This window comes from Spongiactinospora sp. TRM90649, from assembly GCF_029382225.1.
Classification (GTDB): Bacteria; Actinomycetota; Actinomycetes; order Streptosporangiales; family Streptosporangiaceae; genus Spongiactinospora.
In genome coordinates this window covers 1-20,479 of record NZ_JARLTC010000017.1, presented here as the reverse complement: position 1 = coordinate 20,479, position 20,479 = coordinate 1, and the positions used below count along the sequence as shown (strand labels likewise).

Genomic DNA, 20,479 nt, shown 5'->3' with positions numbered 1-20,479 from the left:
GGGCTCCACGGGTGGGGCCGGTGTGTCGCGGTCAGAACGCCGTCTCGGGTACGTCCATCAGATGGTTGTCCGTGCCCTCGGCTATCGTGCGGTGGCCGTCGAGGAGGGGGAGCACGGTGAGTGAGAAGAACCGTGCGACGGCCGTTTTACCCAGGTAGAAGGCGTGGGCGGCGGGGGAGAGGCGGCCCTGATCCATCCGGCGCAGTGCCGTCGCCGCCTGGCGCAGGAGCAGGTAGCCGACCATCAGGTCACCCGCGCACATGAGTAACCGGGTGGTGTTCTGACCGGCCTTGTAGAGCTCGCGGGGGTCTTGCCCAGCACGCTCGGCCTGGCCGAGCATCGCCTCGACCATGCCGGTGAAGGCGTCCAGGGCCGCGGTCAGGGCCCGGCGCTCGTCCCGGAGGCGGTCGTCGCCGTCGATGCCCCGCAGGAACTCGGCGATCTCGGCCAGGACGACGTCGAGCGCCTTCCGGCGATCCTTGACGATCTTGCGGAAGAACAGGTCCTGGCCCTGGATCGCGGTGGTGCCCTCGTACAGGGTGTCCACCTTCGTGTCCCGCACGTACTGCTCCAGGGGGTAGTCCTGGAGGTAGCCGGAGCCGCCGAGCACCGCGAGGGCGTGCGCGAGCTGCTCGTAGGAGCGCTCGGAGCCGACGCCCTTGACGATCGGCAGCAGCAGCGCGTTCACGGCACTCGCCTCGGAGACGTCGGCGCCCGCGCGCTCGCCGGCCGCGACCCGGTCCTGCCAGTCCGCGGTGTAGAGGGCCAGGGCCCGCAGTCCCTCGGCGTACGCCTTGGTGAGCATCAGGCTGCGGCGTACGTCGGGGTGGTTGACGATGGTGACCCTGGGCGCGTTCCGGTCGCCGAGGCGGGTGAGGTCGGCGGACTGCACCCGGGCTCGGGCGTAGCCGAGGGCGTGCAGATAGCCGGACGACAGGGCGGCGACGGCCTTGACGCCGACCATCATGCGGGTGTGCTCGATCACGTGGAACATCTGCGCGATGCCGTCGTGGACGTCGCCGAGCAGGAACCCGACGGCGGGCTCCCGCTCGCCGAAGCGCAGCTCGCATGTGGTGGAGGCCTTGATGCCCATCTTGCGTTCCAGATTGGCCGCCCGCACGCCGTTGCGCACGGACGGCTCGCCGGTGACCGGCGAGAACAGGAATTTGGGCACGATGAACAGCGACAGCCCCTTCGTGCCCGCCGCCTCGGCCCCCACCGGGCGGGCCAGCACCAGGTGCACGATGTTCTCCGCGAGGTCGTGCTCGCCGGAGGTGATGAAGCGCTTGACCCCTTCGAGGTGCCAGGTGCCGTCGCCCTGGGGGACGGCCGTGGTGCGACCGGCGCCGACGTCCGACCCGGCGTCCGGCTCGGTGAGCGCCATGGTGGCGCCCCAGCCCCGCTCGATCATGTGCGCGGCGATGCCGCGCTGCTCCGGCGTGCCCTCCCGATGGACGACGGCGGCGAACGGCACCCCGGTCCCGTACATATGGGCCACCGGATTGGCGCCGAGGATCAGCTCGGCCACCGCCCACACCAGCGTGCGCGGGGCGGCGATGCCGCCCAGCTCGGGCGGGGCCTCCAGCCGCCACCACTGCGCGTCGCGCAGGGCGGCGTAGGCCTTCTTGAGCGAGTCGGGCAGCACGACGTCCCCGGTGGCGGGGAAGAAGGCGGGAGGGTCGCGGTCGGCGTCGGCGAACGAGGCGGCCAGCGGCCCTTCGGCCAGCCGGGCCACCTCCGCGAGGATGTCCCGGCAGGCGTCCCGGTCCAGGTCGGAGAGGGCGCCGGAGCCGAGGAACCGGTCGGTGCCGAGTACCTCGAACAGGTTGAACTCGATGTCGCGTACGTTGCTTCGGTAATGGGTCATGCGCTCGGTCCTTCCACCGTCTGGAGGGCCGTAGGTCAGTGGTAGTAGCGGAAGACCGGGTGCGCGACGCAGACGGGCTTATCGGCTCCCTCGGCCGACAGGGTCACGTTGAGCACGAGCTGCGCGCCGCCGTCGATCTCCGTGACCTCGGCGACCTGGGCGTGCAGCCTGATCCGGGCCCCGGCGGGCACGGGAGCGGGGAAGCGGACCTTGTCCAGCCCGTAGTTGACCTTGGTGGTGGCGTCCTCGACGTCGAGCAGGTCGCTCCACAGGGGGATGACCAGCGCGAGGGTCAGGTAGCCGTGGGCGATGGTGGTGCCGAACGGTCCCGAGGCGGCCGCGACGGGGTCCACGTGGATCCACTGGTGATCGTCCGTCGCGTCGGCGAAGAGGTCGATGCGCTTCTGATCGATGGTCAGGTACGGGCTGTGGCCGAGGTCCCGGCCGACCAGGCCGGGCAGTTCGGACACGGTGACGGTCGTGGTCATGACGGAACTCCGATCAACGGGGCAGGCCGAGCAGCCGGGCCGCGTTCTCCTTGAGGATCTTGGGGCGGACCTCGGGCCTGATGTCGAGCCGGTCGAAGTCGGCGATCCACCGGTCCGGCGTGATGAGGGGGAAGTCGGAGCCGAAGAGCACCTTGTCCTTCAGCAGCGTGTTGGCGTAGCGGACCAGGTTCGGCGGGAAGTACTTGGGCGACCAGCCCGACAGGTCGATCCAGACGTTCGCCTTGTGCGTGGCGACCGCCAGGGCCTCGTCCTGCCAGGGGAAGGACGGGTGGGCCAGCACGATCCGCAGGTCGGGGAAGGCGGCGGCGACCTCGTCCAGGAGCATCGGGTCGGACAGGCCCAGCCGGATGCCGCCGCCGCCGGGGAGCCCGGCCCCGATGCCGGTCTGACCGGTGTGGAAGACGGCCGGGACGCCGAGCGCGGCGATGGCCTCGTACAGGGGGAAGGCGGCGCGGTCCGTCGGGTCGAAGTCCTGCAGGCTCGGGTGGAACTTGAACCCGCGCACCCCGTGCTCGTGCACCAGCCGCGCGGCGGCGGCGACCCCGGCCGCGCCCCGCAGGGGATCGACGCTGGCGAAGGGGATGAGGACGTCGGGGTGCCGGGCCGCCGCGCGGGCCACGAACTCGTTGCGGATGGGCGGGTGACCGGTGGCACGTTCGTGATCGACGGTGAAGACGACCGCGGCCATGGCGCGCTCGCGGTAGACGGCGGCGATCTCGTCCACCGTCGGGGTGCGGTGGTCCGACTTGAAGTACGCCGCGGAGGCCTCCATCAGCTCGCCGCCGAGCGAGGGATGGCCTTCGTCGTCCACCTCCACGTGCACGTGCATGTCGATGGCCGTGAGCGAGGCGGGGGCGATCAGGGGTTTCACGCGCGCTGCTCCACGGGCTGCGGGATGGGCTCGCCGAGCGACTGGGCATGCGGGTGGAACGCGGTCGGCCAGGTCTCGGCCAGCGCGTCGGCGCTCCAGCCGTCGTCGGCGAAGGAGCTGACGATCTGCTGGGGGTGGGACCAGAGGCTGACCCGGTCGCCGCCGACGCCGATGGCCTGGCCGGTGACGTCGGCCGCGGCGTCCGAGGCGAGGAACGTCACCACGCCGGCGGCGTCCGCGGGTGATCCGAGCGCCAGGGCGCGGCGGGCGAAGGGCGTCAGTCGCTCGCCCCGGTCCAGCGCCTCGACGTGCTCGCGCAGGAAGGGCACCGTCCTGGTCATCTCGGTGGCGGCCACGGGGATGACGGCGTTGACGGTGATGCCGGATCGGCCGAGTTCCATGGCCCAGGTGCGGACCATGCCGACGATCCCCGCCTTGGCGGCGGCGTAGTTGGTCTGGCCGAAGTTGCCGCGCTGGCCGGTGGGCGATCCGACGCAGATGACGCGCCCGCCCTCGCCTTGGGCGCGCATGCGGACTGCCGCCGCGCGGGCGCAGGTGAACGTGCCGCGGAGGTGGACGTGGACGACGGTGTCGAAGTCCTCGTCGCTCATCTTCCACAGCACCGTGTCGCGCAGGACGCCGGCGTTGGTGACCATGATGTCGAGACGGCCGAACTCGGAGACCGCCCGGTCGACGAGGCTCTGCGCGGCCTCGGCGGTGCCGACCGCGGCGGGCTGCGCGACGGCGGTGCCACCGGCCCGGCCGATCGCCTCCGCCGCGGCCTCGGCCGCCGTCGCGTCGACGTCATTGACCACCACGCGCGCTCCCGCGGCGGCCAGGTCCTGGGCGTAGGCGGCCCCGAGGCCGCGTCCGGCTCCGGTGACCACCGCTACTTTCCCGCTCAAGTCGGCCATCGGCCCGTGCTCCCGTCGCTCGTGTCCAGTGCTGATGGGCTGGACCGTACGCGTAGAACGATGATAATGTCAATCATTGAAAATATCCATTATTGACAACCTCGACGAGAGGCTTGCCGTGAGTGCACAAGACGAGGGCCTCCTCGACGACACGGGGTTCCTGCTGGCCTACGCCAGCGGCGTGGTCGTCCGGCTGACCAACGCCCGGCTCGCCCGCTTCGACCTGCGGGTCCGCCACTACTCCGTGCTGGCGCTGGTATGCGACCGCGAAGGGCTGTCCCAGCGCGACATCGCGGAGTTCCTCGGGATGGACCCCAGCCCGGTCGTGTCGCTCATCGACGCCCTGGAATCCCGGGGCCTGGTCGCACGGCGGCCCCACTCCGTGGACCGCCGGGCGCGTGAGGTTGTGGCCACCCCCGAGGGGCACGCCCTGCGAGACCTGGCGCGGCTCGACGTCGTGGCCGCGCGTCAGGAGTTCCTGGCGGGGCTGCCCAAGGATGAGCAGGACCAGTTGCTCGTCATCCTCAGGCACCTGGCCCTCGCCGGCAGCGGCCGGGGCGGTGTGGACGCGGACACGACCTCCGATGCTTAACCAGGGTCTGGGCTCCTGGCCCCTCCGCCGTGCTCGCGCCACCCCCCACCGGCCCGCCGTCGTCACCGCGACCGGCGAACTCACCTTCGCCGGCCTCGCGGAACGGACCACCCGCCTCGCCCACGCGCTGCGCTCGATGGGAGTGCGGCGGGGCGACCGCGTCGCCTACCTCGGCTCCAACGCGGCCCCGCTCGTGGAGACCATGTTCGCCGCCCACCTGCTGGGGGCGGTCTTCGTGCCGCTCAACACCCGGCTCACGGCGGCGGAGCTGAGCTTCCAGCTCGACGACTGCGCCGCCTCCGTCCTGCTGCACGACGCCGGGTTCGCCGACGTGGTGAGCCGCTTGCGGGTGACCGCCGTGACCGTCGGCGAGGGTTCCGGCGGACTCGGCTACGAGGAACGGCTGCGCGCGTCGCCCGCCGACACCATCGACGAACCGGTCGGGCACGCCGACCCCGCGATGATCCTCTACACGTCAGGGACCACGGGACGGCCCAAGGGCGCGGTCCTCACCCACGGCAACGTCATCTGGAACTCCCTCAACGTCATCATCGAGATCGACATCACCAGTACCGAAGTCACCCTGGTCAGCGCCCCGCTGTTCCACGTCGCCGCGCTCAACATGACGCTGCTGCCGACCCTGCTCAAGGGGGGCCGCGTCGTGCTGATGAACGGCTGGGAGGTCGACACCTGCTTCGACCTGGTCGAGCGGCACCGGGTCACCTGGATGTTCGGCGTCCCGACCATGTTCGCGGACCTGACGCGCTCGCCCCGATGGAACTCGGCCGATCTGTCCTCGATCCGCTCCCTGCTCACGGGCGGGGCCTCCGTGCCCCCCGCGCTGATCGCCGCGTATCAGGAGCGGGGGCTGCGCTTCGTGCAGGGATACGGCCTCACGGAGGCGTCCCCCGGTGCGCTGATCGTCCCGGCGGACATGAGCACGGTGAAGATCGGCGCGGCGGGAGTGCCGCACTTCTTCTCCGACGTCCGGCTGGCGGGACTCGACCCGGCGGGCACTGGCGGCACGGAGGGCGAACTGCTCATCAACGGCCCGACGGTGATGGCGGGCTACTGGGGCAGGCCCGACGCGACCGCCGCCGCCATCACGGAGGACGGCTGGATCCGGACCGGCGACGTGGGCCGGGTCGACGAAGACGGCTACTACTCCATCGTCGGCCGCCTCAAGGAGATGTACATCTCCGGCGGAGAGAACGTCTACCCCGCCGAGGTGGAGGCGGCGCTGCTGCTCCATCCCGAGGTGGAGGAGTGCGCCGTGATCGGGGTGCCCGACGAGCGGTGGGGTGAGGTGGGGCGGGCGTTCGTCCGCCTGCGGCCCGGCCGCACGATCCCGGAACAGGAGCTGCTGGCCTTCCTGGACGGCGGGCTGGCCAGGTACAAGATCCCCAAATCAGTGCGGTTCGTGGACGAACTACCCCGGACCGGCAGCGGCAAGCTCGACCGCGGCCTGCTGCGATGACCGGCCATGACGAAAGGAACATGATGTCGGACCTCTTGATCGTAGGTGGAGGCTTCGCCGGTGTGTGGAGCGCCGCCGCGGCGGCCCGCGTGCGAGGCGACGCCGACCTGCGCGTCACCCTGATCGCACCCCATGACGACATGGTGCTGAGGCCCCGGCTGCACCGGCTCGATCCGGAGTGGGCGCGCGTCCCGCTGAAGCGGATCCTGGAGCCGATCGGCGTGACCCAGGTGAAAGAGGAGGTCACCGGCATCGACGTCGCCGACTCGACGGTCACGGCCGGGGGCCGCACGATCCGCTACGACCGGCTGGTGCTGGCGGCCGGCAGCCGTCTCGTGTCCGCCGCCCTGCCGGGCGCGCGGCACATGTTCGACATCGACACCACCGACGGGGTGGCACGGCTGAACGCCCACCTCGGTGACCGCACCGGCTTCACCGCCGTGGTGATCGGGTCCGGTTTCACCGGGCTGGAGATCGCCACCGAGCTGGCCGCGCGGGGCCGCGTCATCCTGCTGGAGCGCGCCGGCGTGGTCGCGCCCGAGCTGGGCCCGGGGCCCCGGCCCGTGATCGAGGCGGCCCTGGCCGACCTGGGCATCGACGTGCGCCTCGGCGTGGACGTCCGCTCGGTGACCGAACAGGGCCTCGTCCTGGCGGACGGCGCGAGCGTCCCGGCCGACGCCGTCGTCTGGACGGCCGGCATGCGGGCCCACCCCCTGACCGAGCAGATCCCCGCCGACCGCGACGGCCTCGGCCGGCTACACGCCGACCGCCATCTGCGGGTCTCGGACCAGGTGTTCGCCGCGGGAGACGTGGCCGCGGCCTTGGCCGACGCCACCAACCAGGTGGTGCAGAGCTGCCAGTTCGCCACCCCCATGGGCAAGGCGGCCGGCCACAACGCCGCCGCCGACCTCCTCGGCCTCCCCCTGGTGGAGTTCACCCCCGACCCCTACGTCACCTGCCTCGACCTCGGCGCGGCCGGCGCCGTCTTCACCACCGGCTGGGACCGCACCGTGGCCCTGACCGGCGACCAGGCCAAGGACCTCAAACAGACGATCCTGGAAGTGATCCACCCCCCGGTGGACGACGCCGCCGAAATCCTCCGCCAATCCGCCCAACAGAGCAACGAAGTAGCCGGCTGACCCCTAGCGGCGCGCCCTGTGTCCCCTCGCCGCTCGCCCGTCGAGGTCGAGAATGCAACATGAGGACTCCCGTTCCGAAAGGGGCGGTGAACCAAGAGTTCCATTCACGGCGGCCGGAGACATCCGACAGGCGAACCATCGCCGACTACACCGAGCGGCGAGGCCGAGCGAAGGGCGGCGGCACTACGGCGTGCCGACTCCTACCCGGCCGCCCTGCGGGCCACGGCCGGACCCACGGCGTCGGCCGCATCGGCGCGATCGTCGCCCCGCAGATGGGGGGCTAGATCCTGGCGGCCGGGCTCGGGCCGGTCGCGGTGCTGAGCGCCTTCATGGTCACCGCGCTGCTGGGCTCCGTGTTCATGGGCCTGCTGAGCCGGCGTGCCCGCACCGCCCGGTGACTAGAGCAGGCCGTGGTCGCGGGCGTAGACGGCGGCCTGTGTGCGGTCGCGCAGGCCGAGCCTGGTGAGGATGCGCGAGACGTGGTTCTTGACGGTGCCCTCGCTGAGATACAGGCGCCCGGCGATCTCGCGGTTGGTCGAGCCGCGGGCGATCAGCCGGAGCACGTCGATCTCCCGGGCGGTGAGGGAGGCGTCCGGCGGGGCGCCGGGCCGTGCGTCCGGCCGGTCGCCGATGGCCGAGGCCAGGCGGGCCGTCGCCGCCGGGTCGAGCTGGGCGATGCCGGCGCGGGCGAGCCGTACGGCGGCGGCCAGCTCCCGGGCGGGCAGGTCCTTGAGCAGGTAGCCGGTCGCGCCCGCGCGCAGCGCCTGGACGACGTACTCCTCGTCGTCGAAGGTCGTGAGCATGACCACGCGTACGCCGGGGGCCCGATCGCGCAGGACGGCGACGGCCGCCACGCCGTCCATCTCGGGCATCCTGACGTCCATGAGCACCACGTCGGGTGCCAGCGCGAGCGCCTGTTCCACCGCGTCGCGTCCGTCCGCCGCCGTGCCGACCACGACGATGCCGGGCTGGATGCCGAGCAGCGAGGCGATCGCCTCCCTGATCAGCCGCTGGTCGTCGACGACCAGGACCCGGACCGGCGGCTCGGCGTCCGGGGCGTGGTCAGTCCGCTCCGGGGTCACGGCTCGGCCCGGCGGGGGATGGTGACGGTCAGCACGGTGCCGCCCGCGTCGGCGCCGCCGATGTCGACCCGGCCGCCGGCCGCCTGCACGCGCTCGCGCATGCCGAGCAGGCCGTACCCCTCCCGCCCCGGTGTGAAGCCGCGGCCGTCGTCGCGCACCACCAGCGTCGCGCCCGCCGCGTCCAGGGCGGCGGTCACCGAGACGCGGGTGGCGTGCGCGTGCCGCCTCGCGTTGGTGATGCCCTCCTGGGCGGCCCGGTAGAGCGCCCTCAGCGCCGCCGTGCCGTGCCCGCTCTCCTCGCCGGCGAACTCCAGGTGCACGGCCAGGCCGTCGTCCCCCGCCTGGCCCGCCACCAGGTCGGCGAGCGCCTCCGAGAGATTGAACGGCCGCTCCTCGCGGAGCGTGCGCACCGACCGCCGTACGTTGTCCAGCGCGCGGCGCGCCGAGTCGTGGGCGTCGAGAATCGCGCGGTCCGCCGCGCCGGGATTCCGGTCGCGGAAGGCGGTGGCCTTCTCCAGCAGCACGGCGATCGCCGTCAGATGGTGGCCGAGATCGTCGTGGATGTCGCGCGCCACCCGGTTGCGTTCGGCCGTGGCGGACAACTCGGCGACCTTCGCGGTGGAGGCGGCCAGATCGGCCCTGAGCCGCCGTTCCTCGACGGCGACCGCCGCCATGGTGACCGTCAGGACCAGCCCCACCCCGAACATCAGCAGGTCGGACACCTGCTCCACATCGGCGTACCAGCGCGGGCCGGCCACCGCCCCGGCGGCCGTCAGCGCCAGCGCGCAGGCCACGGCGAGCACGCACGCGACCGTACGGCCGAAGGCGAAGTACGCGGTGAACGGCACGAGCACGAACAGCGCCCGCGACAGCTCCGATCCATCGGCCGCCGCGACGGCGGCGAACAGCGCGATCCGCGCGCCCAGGAGTGCCGCCGCCGGCCACGGCGGCGTGCGGTCCGGGTAGCGGCGCCGCTCCAGCAGGTCGAGCAGGGCCAGTGCGGCCAGCCCGCCCGTGAACAACACCGGCCGGGTGTCGCCGAGCCCGGCCAGCCAGGCGTACAGACCCGCCACCAGCACCGCGCCGTACAGCACTGGCGACACCCATGGCACCGGGCGCGAGAGGGGCATGCCCGCAAGACTACGGCCGGATCCGGATCGCACGCCGTTCCACCCGCCTACCCGGCGATCCCGTACGACGTATTCGCCCGTTCGGGCACCACCCCGGCCCGCAGCGACAGCGACAGCCAGATCAGCGACCCGGCGGCGAGCACGTGCAACGCGCCGGTCAGGGGCGTGTCGGGCAGCGGCGCGGCCAACGCCAGCAGCACAAGCGTGACGCCGTAACCCCAGGCCGGGACCCGTGGGAAGACCCGTGCGCGCACCATCGACGCGCAGAACAGCGCGGTGCCGACGACGAAGACGGCCACGCCGGAGAGCAGCGCGATCCGGGTGGGCCCGGCGAGCAACCGCGCCGCCACCGCCGGGTCGAGGAAGAAGACGACGGTGTTGAGCGCGAACGCGATGCCCGCGAAAAGGGCGAGCCCGACCATGTTGACGCCGTAGGCGATCGCGCCGAAGCGCCCCGAGGAGGCGCTTTGGTACAGGTGAAACGCGGTCAGCGCGGGCGTCCCGAGCCCGGCTCCGATGCCGATGACCATGCTGGTCGCGGCGGTCTCGCCGGTGAACGCCTCGATCGCGCCGGGCACGCCGAGCGACAACGCCATGACCACACCGCACGCCGCGCCGAACCGCAACATCCAGGGAACGGGCATGAGCACTCCTTACTGCGCCGAAGTGGGGACGCTCCGACGGTAGGAGCCGGCGACCCGGTCGCGTAAGTGCCCCGGGTCACGCCGACGGCACCCGGGACACGGCCGGATGACATGTGCCGTCGGGCACTTGATCGGGCGGGTGCGGCCGAGCCGGCTGGTCAGCCGTGATCGGCGCGTGGTGCGCCCAGTGCCGTGAGGGCGGCGGCGAGCCGCGGGTCCGCCTGCCTCGCCTCCTCCAGGGCGGCCTTCAGCGTCTCCTCATAGGTGCGGCTCGCCTCGGTGTGTCGCGTCCGGCCCGTCTCGGTGATGACCGTGTAGACCCCCCGCTTGTCGTCCGGGCACAGGTCGCGGACGGCGAAGTCCGCCGTGCTCAGCCGGGCCACCAGGCGGGTCACCGAACTTTGGTTGAGCCCGACCTTGTCGGCCAGCTCCTGCATCCGCAGCTCGGAGGTGGGGGATGCGGCGAGATGGCCCAGCGCGCGGAACTCCGACAGGCCGATGCCGTGCGTTCGCTGCAGCGCGGCGGCGAGTCTGTTCTCCACGCGGGCGTGCATGAGGAGGACGTGCTGCCAGGTCGCGGCGAGTTCCGAGACGGGCGGTGCGGAATCCGGGGCGGGGGCGGCGGGAGTCATGAGACCTCCTCGTTCTGACGACCTTCCCGATCTCGCTTCCTGAGACCGGCTTGACAGAAGCATACATGTACATGCAACATTCTGTCTCGTCACAAACTTGTACATACATGCAAATAGGAGCGTCCCCCGTGGCCTGGATCTACCTGCTCATCGCGGCCGTCTTCGAAGTCGTCTTCGCGCTCGCCACCAACGCCACCGAGGGTTTCACCCAACTGGGGCCGTCCCTGCTCACGGCCGCGGCGGCGGCCGGCGGGATCTTCTTCCTGAGCCTGGCGCTCAAGACGCTGGACGTCGGCGTCGGCTACACCATCTGGACCGGCATCGGCTCCATCGGCACGGTCGTCTTCGGTGCCGTGATCTTCGGTGAGGAGTTCACCGTCTGGAAGGTCCTGGCCTTCGTTCTGATCATCGGCGGCGTGCTGGGCCTCAAGCTCTCCGACCGCCTGACCGCCGAGAAGCCGTCCGCGGCCTGAGCGCCCCGCCCTGCCACTTCACGCCCGAAGGAACGTCATCATGGCCTGGATCTATCTCTCCATCGCGATCGTCTTCGAGATCGGCTTCGCCCTCGGCACCAACGCGACCAAGGGCTTCACCCGGCTCTGGCCGTCCGTCTTCACGCTGCTGGCGGCGGCCGGCGGGATCTTCTTCCTGAGCCTGGCGCTCAAGACGCTGGACGTCGGCGTCGGCTACACCATCTGGACCGGCGTCGGCTCCATCGGCACGGTCATCTTCGGCGCCCTCATCTACAAGGAGAAGATCACGCCGGCCAAGCTCGGTTCATTCGCCGCGATCATCGGCGGCGTCATCCTCCTCAAGATCGCCGCAGGGATCTGAACCGCGATGTGCGAGCCGGGGCCGCCGCACTGCGCGAGGGGGCGTCCGGTCCTGAGAGGGCCGAAGGAGTCACTCCACGGCACGCCAGACGGTGCCGCGGCGCTGGTACTCCAGCACCTCCTCGGCGAGCAGGGCGGCCTGCGGGCCGTAGAAGCGTTCGGCCAGCCACAGTCCCAGGTCAAGGCCGGAGGTGACGCCGCCGGAGGTGACCAGGTCGCCGTCGTCGACGACTCTGGCCCTGACGATGTCGCCACCCCGCGCTCGAACGTCGTCTTCGGCGACGTGGTGGGTGGCGCAGGGGCGGCCGTTTGTGATCCCCGCCGCGGCGAGCAGTTGCGTGCCGGTGCACACCGCGGCCAGGAGGAGTCCTGGCCGGGCAGCCGAGGCCAGTGCACGCGGCAGCGCGCCGCGGATCACCTCGCGCTCCACGCCGGAGCCTTCGCCGTAACCGCCTCCTGGCACCAGGATCACGTCCGCGGTGCCGGGCGACCAGGGGGCCCGCACAGTGATCTCGGCCCCGGAAGCGGTGGTCACCACTCGCGGGCCGTCGGCGGTGACGTAGGTGTGCCGTACGTGTTCCAGGACGCCGAAAACCGCGATCGGGCCGATGAAATCCTGGTCCTCGACGTCGTCGTACAGGACGGTATGCACGTTAAGCGAGCGCATGTGACCTCCACAGGGGATAAGGGGGGCCGCATCAGTATGTTGGCGTGTGGGCGGAGTAACCAGTGGCTCGAACGCCCAGCATGCGTAAGATCTGGCCACATGCATGTCGTCGCCGTTCTGGCCTTCGACGGGGTGGTGGCCTTTGATCTGGCGATCCCCGCCCAGGTGTTCGCCGCCGCGCGGAAAGCGGATCTGAGCCCCGCCTATGAGGTGCGGGTGTGCGCCGATCGGCCGCTGAACGCCACGGCCTGGGACCAGGACCTCTTCCAGATCTCCCCGAAGTATGGCCTCGGCGGCGCGCTCACCGCCGACACCGTGATCGTGCCGGGCGGCGACCCTGAGCGGCCGGCGACTCCGGAGGTGCTGCGGGCGGTGCGCGCAGCCGCGACCCGAGGCTGCCGGGTGGCTTCCATCTGCACGGGTGCGTTCGTACTCGCGGCGGCCGGGCTTCTCGACGACCGCCGCGCCACCACCCACTGGTATCTCGCCGATCAGCTGGCACGAGACTTCCCTGCCATCGAGGTGGATCCATCGGTCCTTTTCGTCGACGAGGGGGACGTCCTGACCTCCGCCGGAGTCGCGGCCGGGCTGGACCTGTGCCTGCACATGGTGCGGCGAGACCTCGGCGCGGCCACCGCGGCCGACGCCGCCCGGGCGATCGTCATGCCGCCTCAGCGCTCCGGGGGCCAGGCCCAGTTCATCGAGCACCGCGACCCCGAGGGCGACCCGGACGATCTCGCCTCGGCCCTGCAGTGGATGCACGACAACCTGGACAGGCCGGTGACCTTGGCCGACATCGCGGGGCAGGCGGCCATCAGTACGCGCAGCCTGTCGCGCCGCTTCCGCGCCAGGCTGGGCATGACGCCGCTGCAGTGGCTGCTCGACCAGCGCGTACGGCGGGCCAGGGAACTGCTGGAGACGACCACCCTGCCAGTGGAGCGGATCGCGCGGATGACGGGATTCGGCTCGATCGAGGCCCTTCGGCACCATTTCGCCAGGCGGGTCGGGACCAACCCGAGGGCCTACCGTGCGAACTTCCGCAGCCCCTGAGGGAGGCTCATCGCTCAGTACCCCGCGCGGCGAGGGGCGGCGGTCGGGCGGCGGGAGAGGTTGGTGCGGCCCGTGGGCTTGAGGTCGCGGTCCGGCTGGTCGTGCCGGCGCGGCGCTCGGGCCTGGTGCCCGGTCTTGGCCTGGGTGATCGTGGGGGGAAGCTTGATATGCATGCTTTCTCCTTTTGGGCACTAGGCCCGGGTGAGCCAGGTGACCTGGGTGCCGTTGTCGAAGGACTCGCGTGCGGTGGGGGTGAACATGGTGGGGCGGAACTCTCCGGAGAACATGGGGATGCCCGCGCCCGCCACCACCGGGTAGCTCTTGAGGATGATCTCGTCGATCTCCGGGAGCAGGGAGGCGGCCAGCTTGCCGCCGCCGCAGAGGTAGATGTCCATGCCGGTGTCCTCGGCCTTCAGGCGCCGGACGAGCTCGATCGGGTCGCCGGTCTCCACATGGACCGTGGGGTCGTCGATCGTCAGCGTGCTGGAGACGATGTACTGGCGCAGGTGGGCGTAAGGGCTGGTGGTGGGGATGGCCAGAGCCGGCTCATAGGTGCCGCGACCCATCACCAGCGTGTCGAAGGCCCTGTTGGGCGCGTCCTCAAGGCCGACCAGCCTGCGCACATGGGTGGGGAGCATCTCGGGGTAACGGTCGTTGATCCAGGCGGCCATCTGGTCCGACACGGGGTAGAAGTCGAACTCGTCGTTGGGGCCCGAGATGTAGCCGTCGAGCGAGACGCCGACATAGTAGACAAGCTTTCGCATACGATTCACTCCCGGCGTAGTACTCTGTTCGAAGTGGTTTGAACGTAGTACTACAGACGGAGTGGTGTCAAGTGCGCAGGAATCCCGAGCGACGGCAGGCGCTGATCGACGCGGCCATCGAGGTGCTGGCCAAGGAGGGAGCGCGAGGGCTGACCTTCCGGGCGGTGGACGCGGAGGCGGCCGTGCCCCCGGGCACGGCCTCCAACTACTTCGCCAACCGCGACGACCTGTTCACCCAGGTCGGCGGGCGTATCTACGAGCGGCTGCTGCCCGACGAGGCCACGATGGCCCGCAGCCAGGAGGGCGCGCAGGACCAGGCCCGCTACGCCGAGCTCATGCACGAGCTGGTGGATCGAGTGTCCGCCTTCAACTCCGGCTACCTGGCCCTGCTCGAACTCCGGCTTGAGTCCACCCGGCGTCCCGAGCTGCGCGCGGTGCTGACCAGGCGCATCCGTGAGGACATCGACGCCAACCTCAGTCATCACGCCGCCTCGGGTCTGCCCGGCGGCCCGACCTCGGTGCTTCTCCTCTACCTCGCGCTGAACTGGCTCATCGTGGAGCGGCTGACACTGCCCGACATCTTCACCGAGCAGGAGGTCCACGATCTGGTGGACGCCGCCGTACGGGGATCGCTGAACGCCGGCACGTGAGGATCACCGGGTCCCGGTCGGGCCCGCGGCGACGAAGTCGATGAGCAGATCGAGGATCTCGGGGTGGAGGGCGGGGGCGCCCAGGCGTTCGGCGCACATCGGGACCAGGAGGACGCACTGCAGCACGCCGACGATCGCCGCCGGATCGGCGTCGATCAGCTCTGCCTGCTTCCGCCTGGCGGCGACGAACTCGCCCAGCCAGGAGAAGTGCGCGCAGTGCGTAGAGGAGTGCGCTCCTTGCTGACGACGCGCCCCGCCGTCGCTGTGGAAACTTACGCCAGAGCAGTCAGACGGCGCACCACCGGCGTTCTCACCCCCCAGCCTCACCATGTCAGCGCGGAGGTCGACCATGCCCAGATCAGTGCCGGTCCGATTAATCATGGTCACCCCCGCGGCGCTCCGCTGCCGCGTGCACCATCCCGATCGGGCGGTGATGTAAGTGCCCGCACGGGGGATCGGCACCTGGACGCTGGCCACGGTGCTGGCGACCGTCCTGATCATCGCCGGCGTCTGCCGGCCCGCGGAGGCCGGGGCGGTCGCGCCGGTCGCGACGGCGACGGCGGCGGACGGCGTCGCCGAAAGCATGGTCAAGCCGCTGTACCGCAGCCGGATGCCGTACGGGGGCTGCGAGAAGACGCTGTTCACCCGGTGGCAGACCGAGGACGAGAAGGCCGTGCGCACCCACGGGTTCGCCTCCGACGGCGTCGTCCTGCACATCGCCCCTGAGGCCGGAACCGGCCTCGTCGCGATCTACCACCTGTACCGCCCGGCGCACGGCGACCGGATCTTCACCGCCGACCCGGCCGAGCGGGACGCCGTCCTCGCCGCGGGCTGGCGGGACTACGGCATCGACTTCTACGCCTCCCCGTCCACGGGCGATGGACTGGTTCCGGTCCACCAACTGGTCAAGGGCGAATGCCATGGCTACGCGGTCGGCGACGCCGAGAGGCAGCGGCTGGTGGCCGACGGATGGACGTACCAGAAGGTGGCCTTCCACGGCCGTGGCTCCTTCAGCACCCAACTGGTGCAGAACGGCGACTTCGCCGCCGGCACGTCGTCATGGACGAGCGGGGGGCCGGTCACGCTCACGGCGCCGGACGGCGTGCTGCGCGCCGACGTCGCGGCCGAGGCGGCGGAACCGGCGCAGGCATGGGTGCGCCAGGGCGCGAAGACCCTCCGGCCCAAGCGCACCTACACGCTCGCCTTCGACGCCTCCGCCACCGAGCAGGTGACCGCGCGCGTGCTGGTACGCGAGAACGTGGACCCCTACAGCGCCGCCCTGGACGAGGAACTGGAGCTCGGCGAGCAGACCCAGCGGTTCACGTACACCTTCGACTCCAGCCTGGAGACCTCGGTGGGCGAGGTCGCCTTCCACCTCGGCGCGAACACCGCGTACACCGCGCGGATCGACAACGTGACGCTTGTGGAGAACCAGTGGACGACCTCGACCGACCCGATGCCGAAGCCGGAGCAGGCGCTGGAGGCCGCCGCGCGGACCCGTCAGCTCGTGGAGATCTCCTCCGAGCGGGGCGAGGACCGGCAGGTGTACGCCACGCCCGACGGCGGGCTCTACTCCACCGGCCGGCTCGTCCCGGTGCGGCTGAAGAAGGACGGCGAGTGGTGGCCGGTGTACAACAACCTCCGGGTCAAGAACGGCGTGCTCTCGCCGTACGGCTCGATCGTTGACCTGCGGCTCTCCCCCGGAGGTACCGGCCCGCTGGCCACGCTCACGCATCAGGGCCACACCATCTCGCTGACCTGGCCCACCCCGCTGCCCGCCCCGGTGCTGGAGACGGACACCGCGGTGTACGCGGGCGTGCTCGGCCCGGACGTCGACCTGCGGGTCCGCGCCAACGCCGAGGGCTTCTCCCACGTCCTGGTGGTCAAGACGGCGGCCGGGGCCGCCGATCCCCGGCTCGCCGGGCTCACCCTGGGCCTGTCCGCGCCCGACCTGACCGTGACGGCGGGCGAGGACGGCTCCCAGCAGGCGGTGGACCCGGCCACCGGTGCCGTGATCTTCGAGGCTCCCAAGGCGCTGATGTGGGACTCCACGCCGCCCCCGCCCGAGACCGCCGCCGCCGCGAAACCGTCCGTGTCGCAGCGGGCCGTCCTGGGGGAGGGGGAAGCGACCGGCCCCGGCGAGGAAGGACCGGTGCCGCCCCCGGTGACGGAGGCCACCGACAGCGGTCCCGGCGACGCCTCCAAGATCTCCACCGTCCCCGTGGACATCACCCCGGACACGCTGAAGCTCACCCCTGACACGGCCATGCTCGGCGCGGCCGACACCCACTTCCCGGTCTTCATCGATCCGATGTACCGGACCCCGCGCAGCTCGGCCAACCTCATGGTGTCGAGCACCGGCTACGAGGCGTACAACTTCAAGTCCGACCAGGGCGTCGGGCGATGCCCGATCGGGCTGCCCTCCAGCGGGCGCAGTTGCGGTTCGCCGCACAAGAAGCGGCTGTTCTACCGCGTGCCGACGGGCTGGCTGGCCGGCAAGCAGATCATCTCGGCCGAGATGCACGTCCGCGAGGTGTGGGCGGCCTCGGGCAGCAAACGGCCGGTGGACGCCTACCTGACCAAGGGGTTCAGTTCGAAGTCCACGTGGAACTCCACCTCCGACAACTGGCTGCGGCGGCTGGACCGGCGCAACGTGGCCAAGGGCTGGTCGGGGTGTGCCAACAGCACCTGCCCCGGCGGTGACGTGGTCTTCAACGTCACCTCCGGTGTCAGGGAGGCGGCGGCCAAGGGCTGGCGCGACACCACCTTCGGGTTGCGGGCCGCCGACGAGGGCGACCAGCTCGGCTGGAAGCGCTTCGACCCATGGGCGTGGGTGCGGGTGCACTACAACGTGCCACCGTCCCAGCCCAAGCGCGACCAGCTTTGGACCGAGCCGGGCGGCGCGTGCGCGGCGCCGGAGAACCCGGCTCGGTTCAACTGGTCCCAGCCCACCCTGAACGCCAAGAACCTCGTGGACCGGGACACCTACGCCCGCTCCGCAGAGAAGCTCAAGGCCCAGTTCGTGGTCGGATGGACGGATCGCGGCGGCGTCTCCCGCACCTGGACCTACCTGACCCCGGCAAAGCACGCGGCCACGTCCAAGACGAGCAACAGGTTCTCGGTGCGCGTCCCCGCCGGGAAGATCCCCGCCGACACGGTCATCAGCTGGCATGTCCGCGCGCACGACGGCTACGCCTGGGGGCCGTGGAGTTCGGACGGCGCGGCGAGCGCCTGCTACTTCGTCTACGACACGGTGGCGCCGCCCCTGCCACGCATCAGCTCCGCCGCGCCGGACGGCTACAACGAGGAGGACCCGGCCAACCCCAGCCAGCTCTACCAGGACGGCCTGGGCCGGTACGGCCGCTTCACCCTCACCCTGGACTCATCGGTGACCAAGTTCGCCTACGACGTCAACCGGGAGCCGACCCCGGCGATGCTCAAGGCGCGCACGCCGAACTCCGCCACCGAGACGATCCAGGTGCTGCCCCGGGTCGCCGGCAGCAACACCCTGTACGTGCGGGTGGCCGACGCCTCCGGCAACTTCTCCAAGGGGTCGGCGACCTTCACGTTCAAGGTCGCCGAGGGCCGCGCGCCCAGGGCCCACTGGAAGTTCAACGATCCCGCCGGCGCGACGAGCCTGGTCGACTCGGCAGGAGGCCGGTACACCGGAGTGATCAAGGGGGGCCTCCAGGTCGGCCGGCCGGGCGCGCGCGGCACGGCCGCCGCGTTCAACGGCGCCGACACCGACGTCACCTCCAGCGGGACCGCGGTACTCGACCTGACCAAGAGCTTCTCGATATCGGCGTGGGCCAAGCCCTCCTCGGCGACGCCCGGCAACTTCACCGTGGTCAGCCAGGACGGGGGCTACCACTCCGGCTTCTTCCTCAAGTACTCCAAAGCGCTCAACCGCTGGCAGTTCGCCCGTAACACCGCCGACGCCGAGAGCACCCACGTCGTGGCCACCGCGGCCGACGCGGTTCCGCTGGACGAATGGGTGCACCTGGTCGGCGTCTACGACAGCGTGACCAGGCAGATTCAGATCTACGTCAACGGCAAGGCCGGGACCCCGGCCGCCTTCACCTCGCCCTGGCACGCCGGCGGGGCGACGGTGGTCGGCAGGGCCAAGTGGAAGGGCGGCGACACCGACCGGTTCCTCGGGAAGATCGACGACGTACGGGTCTACGACCGGATCATCAGCGTCGACGAGGCGGGCGGCCTGTCCAAGGACATGCTCACCGTCACCCACGTCTGGCACATGAACCAGAACGGCGACGACAGCGGCGAAGGCGTCAGAAGGCCGCTGCGGCTCAGCGGAAGGGCGACGTTCACGCCGGAGTCCATCGTGGTGCCGGGCACTGTCGGCGGAGCGGCGGGCTCGATCGCCCTGCCCGGTGGTTCGGCCGACTACGCCTCCATCGACGCCGCCGTGCTCGACCCGCGGGAGAGCTTCGCCATCTCGGCCTATGTGCAGACCGACGGCACACCGGCGAACTCGATGAACCTGCTGAGCCTGGCGGGGACGAACACCAGCGCGCTGGCCGTCAGGTACGACGCAGGGAAGGGCCGGTACGTGCTCCAAGTCCGCGGCACCGACAGTGCGAGCGACGCCGGAGCCAGCGTCGAGCACTCCGCCTTCCACACCGGGTTCGGGGACTGGGACCACATCGCGATCGTGTACAACGCCCGCGAACAGGTCATCGAGCTGTGGGTCAACGGCGTGCTGGAGTCGGCCGCCGAGTCGGTCTCCAAGTCGTTCCTGCACGGGCGGAAGCCGTTCGGCCCGATCACCTCGGTCCGGCTGGGCGCGGGCCCGGCCGGCGCGGGCAACTGGGTCGGCATGGTCGACGACCTCTGGATCACCCGCGGCCCGGCCGACGAGGCGGTGATCCGGGCGCTGGCGCTGCCCACCGAGGTCTCGGTCCTGACGGAGGAGGCGCTGAACGACAACGAGCTCGGTGACGGCACGGACCGCCCGGCCGGCACGGAGGCGGAGAACGTCTTCTTCACCCTCAACGAGGGCCAGGTGGCCGGTACCCACTGGAGCGGCGACGACGCCATCAACTCCGGCAGCAGGACGTGGGCCGAGCTGAACCCCAACCTGCGCGCGGGCGCGGCGGCCCCGATCGGCCACCTGACGAACGGTCCGTCGCGGCAACTGTTCACCACCATGGCCGACGGGCGGGTGATCTCCACCTTCTGGAGTTCGACGATCACCACGAACGGTGGCTGGCACGGCTGGTTCGAGGTCAATCCGAACCTGCGCGCCGCCGCCGGGGCGACCGTCACCGTGATCACGACCGGTCCCTCGCCGATCCAGATCTTCACTACCACCGGCGACGGGCGGGTGATCTCCACCTTCTGGAATTCGACGATCACCACGAATGGCGGCTGGCATGACTGGTTCGAACTGAACCCGAATCTGCGTGCGGCTCCGGGTACGCCGGTGCAGGTCACGACGACCGGGCCGCGTCAGATGCAGGTGTTCACCACGGCGGCGGACGGGCGGGTGATCTCCAGTTACTGGGATCCGGCCGTCACGGCCAACGGTGGCTGGCATGACTGGTTCGAACTGAACCCGAGCCTGCGTGCGGCTCCGGGTACGCCGGTGCAGGTCACGACGACCGGGCCGCGTCAGATGCAGGTGTTCACCACGGCGGC

The 20,479-nt window shown here is 71.1% G+C and carries 20 protein-coding genes; 8 read left to right on the top strand and 12 right to left on the bottom strand.

Annotated elements, in window-relative coordinates:
- Positions 1 to 31: 31 nt before the first annotated feature.
- From P3X83_RS21190 to P3X83_RS21175, 4 genes are read right to left on the bottom strand one after another with little or no spacing between them, the layout of a single operon-like run.
- Entirely contained in the window at positions 32 to 1,867 is a 1,836-nt protein-coding gene (locus tag P3X83_RS21190) for an acyl-CoA dehydrogenase (RefSeq protein WP_277306890.1), read from the bottom strand.
- 35 nt (positions 1,868 to 1,902) lie between these two features.
- Complete coding sequence (locus P3X83_RS21185; protein WP_277306889.1) at positions 1,903 to 2,355, bottom strand: MaoC family dehydratase; 453 nt, start codon at positions 2,353 to 2,355, stop codon at positions 1,903 to 1,905.
- Between the two features lie 13 nt (positions 2,356 to 2,368).
- Entirely contained in the window at positions 2,369 to 3,205 is an 837-nt protein-coding gene (locus tag P3X83_RS21180) for an amidohydrolase family protein (RefSeq protein WP_346742730.1), read from the bottom strand.
- Between the two features lie 38 nt (positions 3,206 to 3,243).
- Positions 3,244 to 4,161 (bottom strand): SDR family NAD(P)-dependent oxidoreductase, encoded by a 918-nt coding sequence (locus tag P3X83_RS21175; RefSeq protein ID WP_277306887.1) that lies wholly within the window; start codon positions 4,159 to 4,161, stop codon positions 3,244 to 3,246.
- Positions 4,162 to 4,279: 118 nt separating this feature from the next.
- On the opposite strand from P3X83_RS21175, the gene P3X83_RS21170 reads away from it, so the two are divergent.
- The 3 genes from P3X83_RS21170 to P3X83_RS21160 are packed head-to-tail and all read left to right on the top strand — an operon-like array spanning position 4,280 to position 7,369.
- Positions 4,280 to 4,753 carry a MarR family transcriptional regulator gene (locus P3X83_RS21170; protein ID WP_277306886.1) on the top strand — a complete coding sequence of 158 codons (474 nt, stop codon included), beginning with the start codon at positions 4,280 to 4,282 and terminating at the stop codon, positions 4,751 to 4,753.
- The gene (locus tag P3X83_RS21165) at positions 4,746 to 6,230 is read left to right on the top strand and encodes a long-chain fatty acid--CoA ligase (protein ID WP_277306885.1); all 1,485 of its coding nucleotides are present in this window, start codon (positions 4,746 to 4,748) and stop codon (positions 6,228 to 6,230) included. The genes P3X83_RS21170 and P3X83_RS21165 overlap by 8 nt, the downstream gene beginning before the upstream one ends.
- A gap of 35 nt (positions 6,231 to 6,265) precedes the next feature.
- Entirely contained in the window at positions 6,266 to 7,369 is a 1,104-nt protein-coding gene (locus P3X83_RS21160) for an FAD-dependent oxidoreductase (RefSeq protein WP_277306884.1), read from the top strand.
- Positions 7,370 to 7,767: 398 nt separating this feature from the next.
- Here P3X83_RS21160 and P3X83_RS21155 read toward each other — a convergent pair whose 3' ends face one another.
- The 4 genes from P3X83_RS21155 to P3X83_RS21140 form a co-directional block, all read right to left on the bottom strand.
- The gene (locus tag P3X83_RS21155) at positions 7,768 to 8,451 is read right to left on the bottom strand and encodes a response regulator transcription factor (protein ID WP_277306883.1); all 684 of its coding nucleotides are present in this window, start codon (positions 8,449 to 8,451) and stop codon (positions 7,768 to 7,770) included.
- Complete coding sequence (locus tag P3X83_RS21150; RefSeq protein WP_277306882.1) at positions 8,448 to 9,581, bottom strand: sensor histidine kinase; 1,134 nt, start codon at positions 9,579 to 9,581, stop codon at positions 8,448 to 8,450. The genes P3X83_RS21155 and P3X83_RS21150 overlap by 4 nt, the downstream gene beginning before the upstream one ends.
- A 47-nt stretch (positions 9,582 to 9,628) precedes the next feature.
- Positions 9,629 to 10,225: a hypothetical protein gene (locus tag P3X83_RS21145; RefSeq protein ID WP_277306881.1), complete on the bottom strand. Its 597-nt coding sequence runs from the start codon at positions 10,223 to 10,225 to the stop codon at positions 9,629 to 9,631.
- A 158-nt stretch (positions 10,226 to 10,383) separates the two neighbouring features.
- Positions 10,384 to 10,857 (bottom strand): MarR family transcriptional regulator, encoded by a 474-nt coding sequence (locus tag P3X83_RS21140; RefSeq protein WP_277306880.1) that lies wholly within the window; start codon positions 10,855 to 10,857, stop codon positions 10,384 to 10,386.
- Positions 10,858 to 10,985: 128 nt separating this feature from the next.
- Here P3X83_RS21140 and P3X83_RS21135 point away from each other — a divergent pair, with 128 nt between their 5' ends.
- Together P3X83_RS21135 and P3X83_RS21130 are read left to right on the top strand one after the other, a co-directional pair.
- Positions 10,986 to 11,330 (top strand): multidrug efflux SMR transporter, encoded by a 345-nt coding sequence (locus P3X83_RS21135; RefSeq protein WP_277306879.1) that lies wholly within the window; start codon positions 10,986 to 10,988, stop codon positions 11,328 to 11,330.
- A gap of 40 nt (positions 11,331 to 11,370) precedes the next feature.
- A complete protein-coding gene (locus P3X83_RS21130) occupies positions 11,371 to 11,691 on the top strand; it encodes a multidrug efflux SMR transporter (protein WP_277306878.1) in 321 nt (106 codons plus the stop codon).
- Between the two features lie 69 nt (positions 11,692 to 11,760).
- Here the strand turns inward: P3X83_RS21130 and P3X83_RS21125 are convergent, their stop codons facing one another.
- Positions 11,761 to 12,357: a DJ-1/PfpI family protein gene (locus P3X83_RS21125; protein WP_277306877.1), complete on the bottom strand. Its 597-nt coding sequence runs from the start codon at positions 12,355 to 12,357 to the stop codon at positions 11,761 to 11,763.
- Positions 12,358 to 12,456: 99 nt separating this feature from the next.
- Here P3X83_RS21125 and P3X83_RS21120 point away from each other — a divergent pair, with 99 nt between their 5' ends.
- Positions 12,457 to 13,407 (top strand): helix-turn-helix domain-containing protein, encoded by a 951-nt coding sequence (locus tag P3X83_RS21120; RefSeq protein ID WP_277306876.1) that lies wholly within the window; start codon positions 12,457 to 12,459, stop codon positions 13,405 to 13,407.
- Between the two features lie 14 nt (positions 13,408 to 13,421).
- On the opposite strand, the gene P3X83_RS21115 is transcribed toward P3X83_RS21120, so the two are convergent.
- Both P3X83_RS21115 and P3X83_RS21110 read right to left on the bottom strand, forming a co-directional pair.
- Positions 13,422 to 13,580: a hypothetical protein gene (locus P3X83_RS21115; protein WP_277306875.1), complete on the bottom strand. Its 159-nt coding sequence runs from the start codon at positions 13,578 to 13,580 to the stop codon at positions 13,422 to 13,424.
- 18 nt (positions 13,581 to 13,598) lie between these two features.
- Positions 13,599 to 14,171 carry a dihydrofolate reductase family protein gene (locus P3X83_RS21110; RefSeq protein WP_277306874.1) on the bottom strand — a complete coding sequence of 191 codons (573 nt, stop codon included), beginning with the start codon at positions 14,169 to 14,171 and terminating at the stop codon, positions 13,599 to 13,601.
- 71 nt (positions 14,172 to 14,242) lie between these two features.
- On the opposite strand from P3X83_RS21110, the gene P3X83_RS21105 reads away from it, so the two are divergent.
- Complete coding sequence (locus tag P3X83_RS21105) at positions 14,243 to 14,821, top strand: TetR/AcrR family transcriptional regulator (protein WP_277306873.1); 579 nt, start codon at positions 14,243 to 14,245, stop codon at positions 14,819 to 14,821.
- Between the two features lie 3 nt (positions 14,822 to 14,824).
- Here P3X83_RS21105 and P3X83_RS21100 read toward each other — a convergent pair whose 3' ends face one another.
- A complete protein-coding gene (locus P3X83_RS21100) occupies positions 14,825 to 15,208 on the bottom strand; it encodes a hypothetical protein (RefSeq protein WP_277306872.1) in 384 nt (127 codons plus the stop codon).
- 52 nt (positions 15,209 to 15,260) lie between these two features.
- Here P3X83_RS21100 and P3X83_RS21095 point away from each other — a divergent pair.
- On the top strand, positions 15,261 to 20,479 hold a 5,219-nt coding region (locus P3X83_RS21095; protein WP_277306871.1), incomplete at its 3' end, for a LamG-like jellyroll fold domain-containing protein.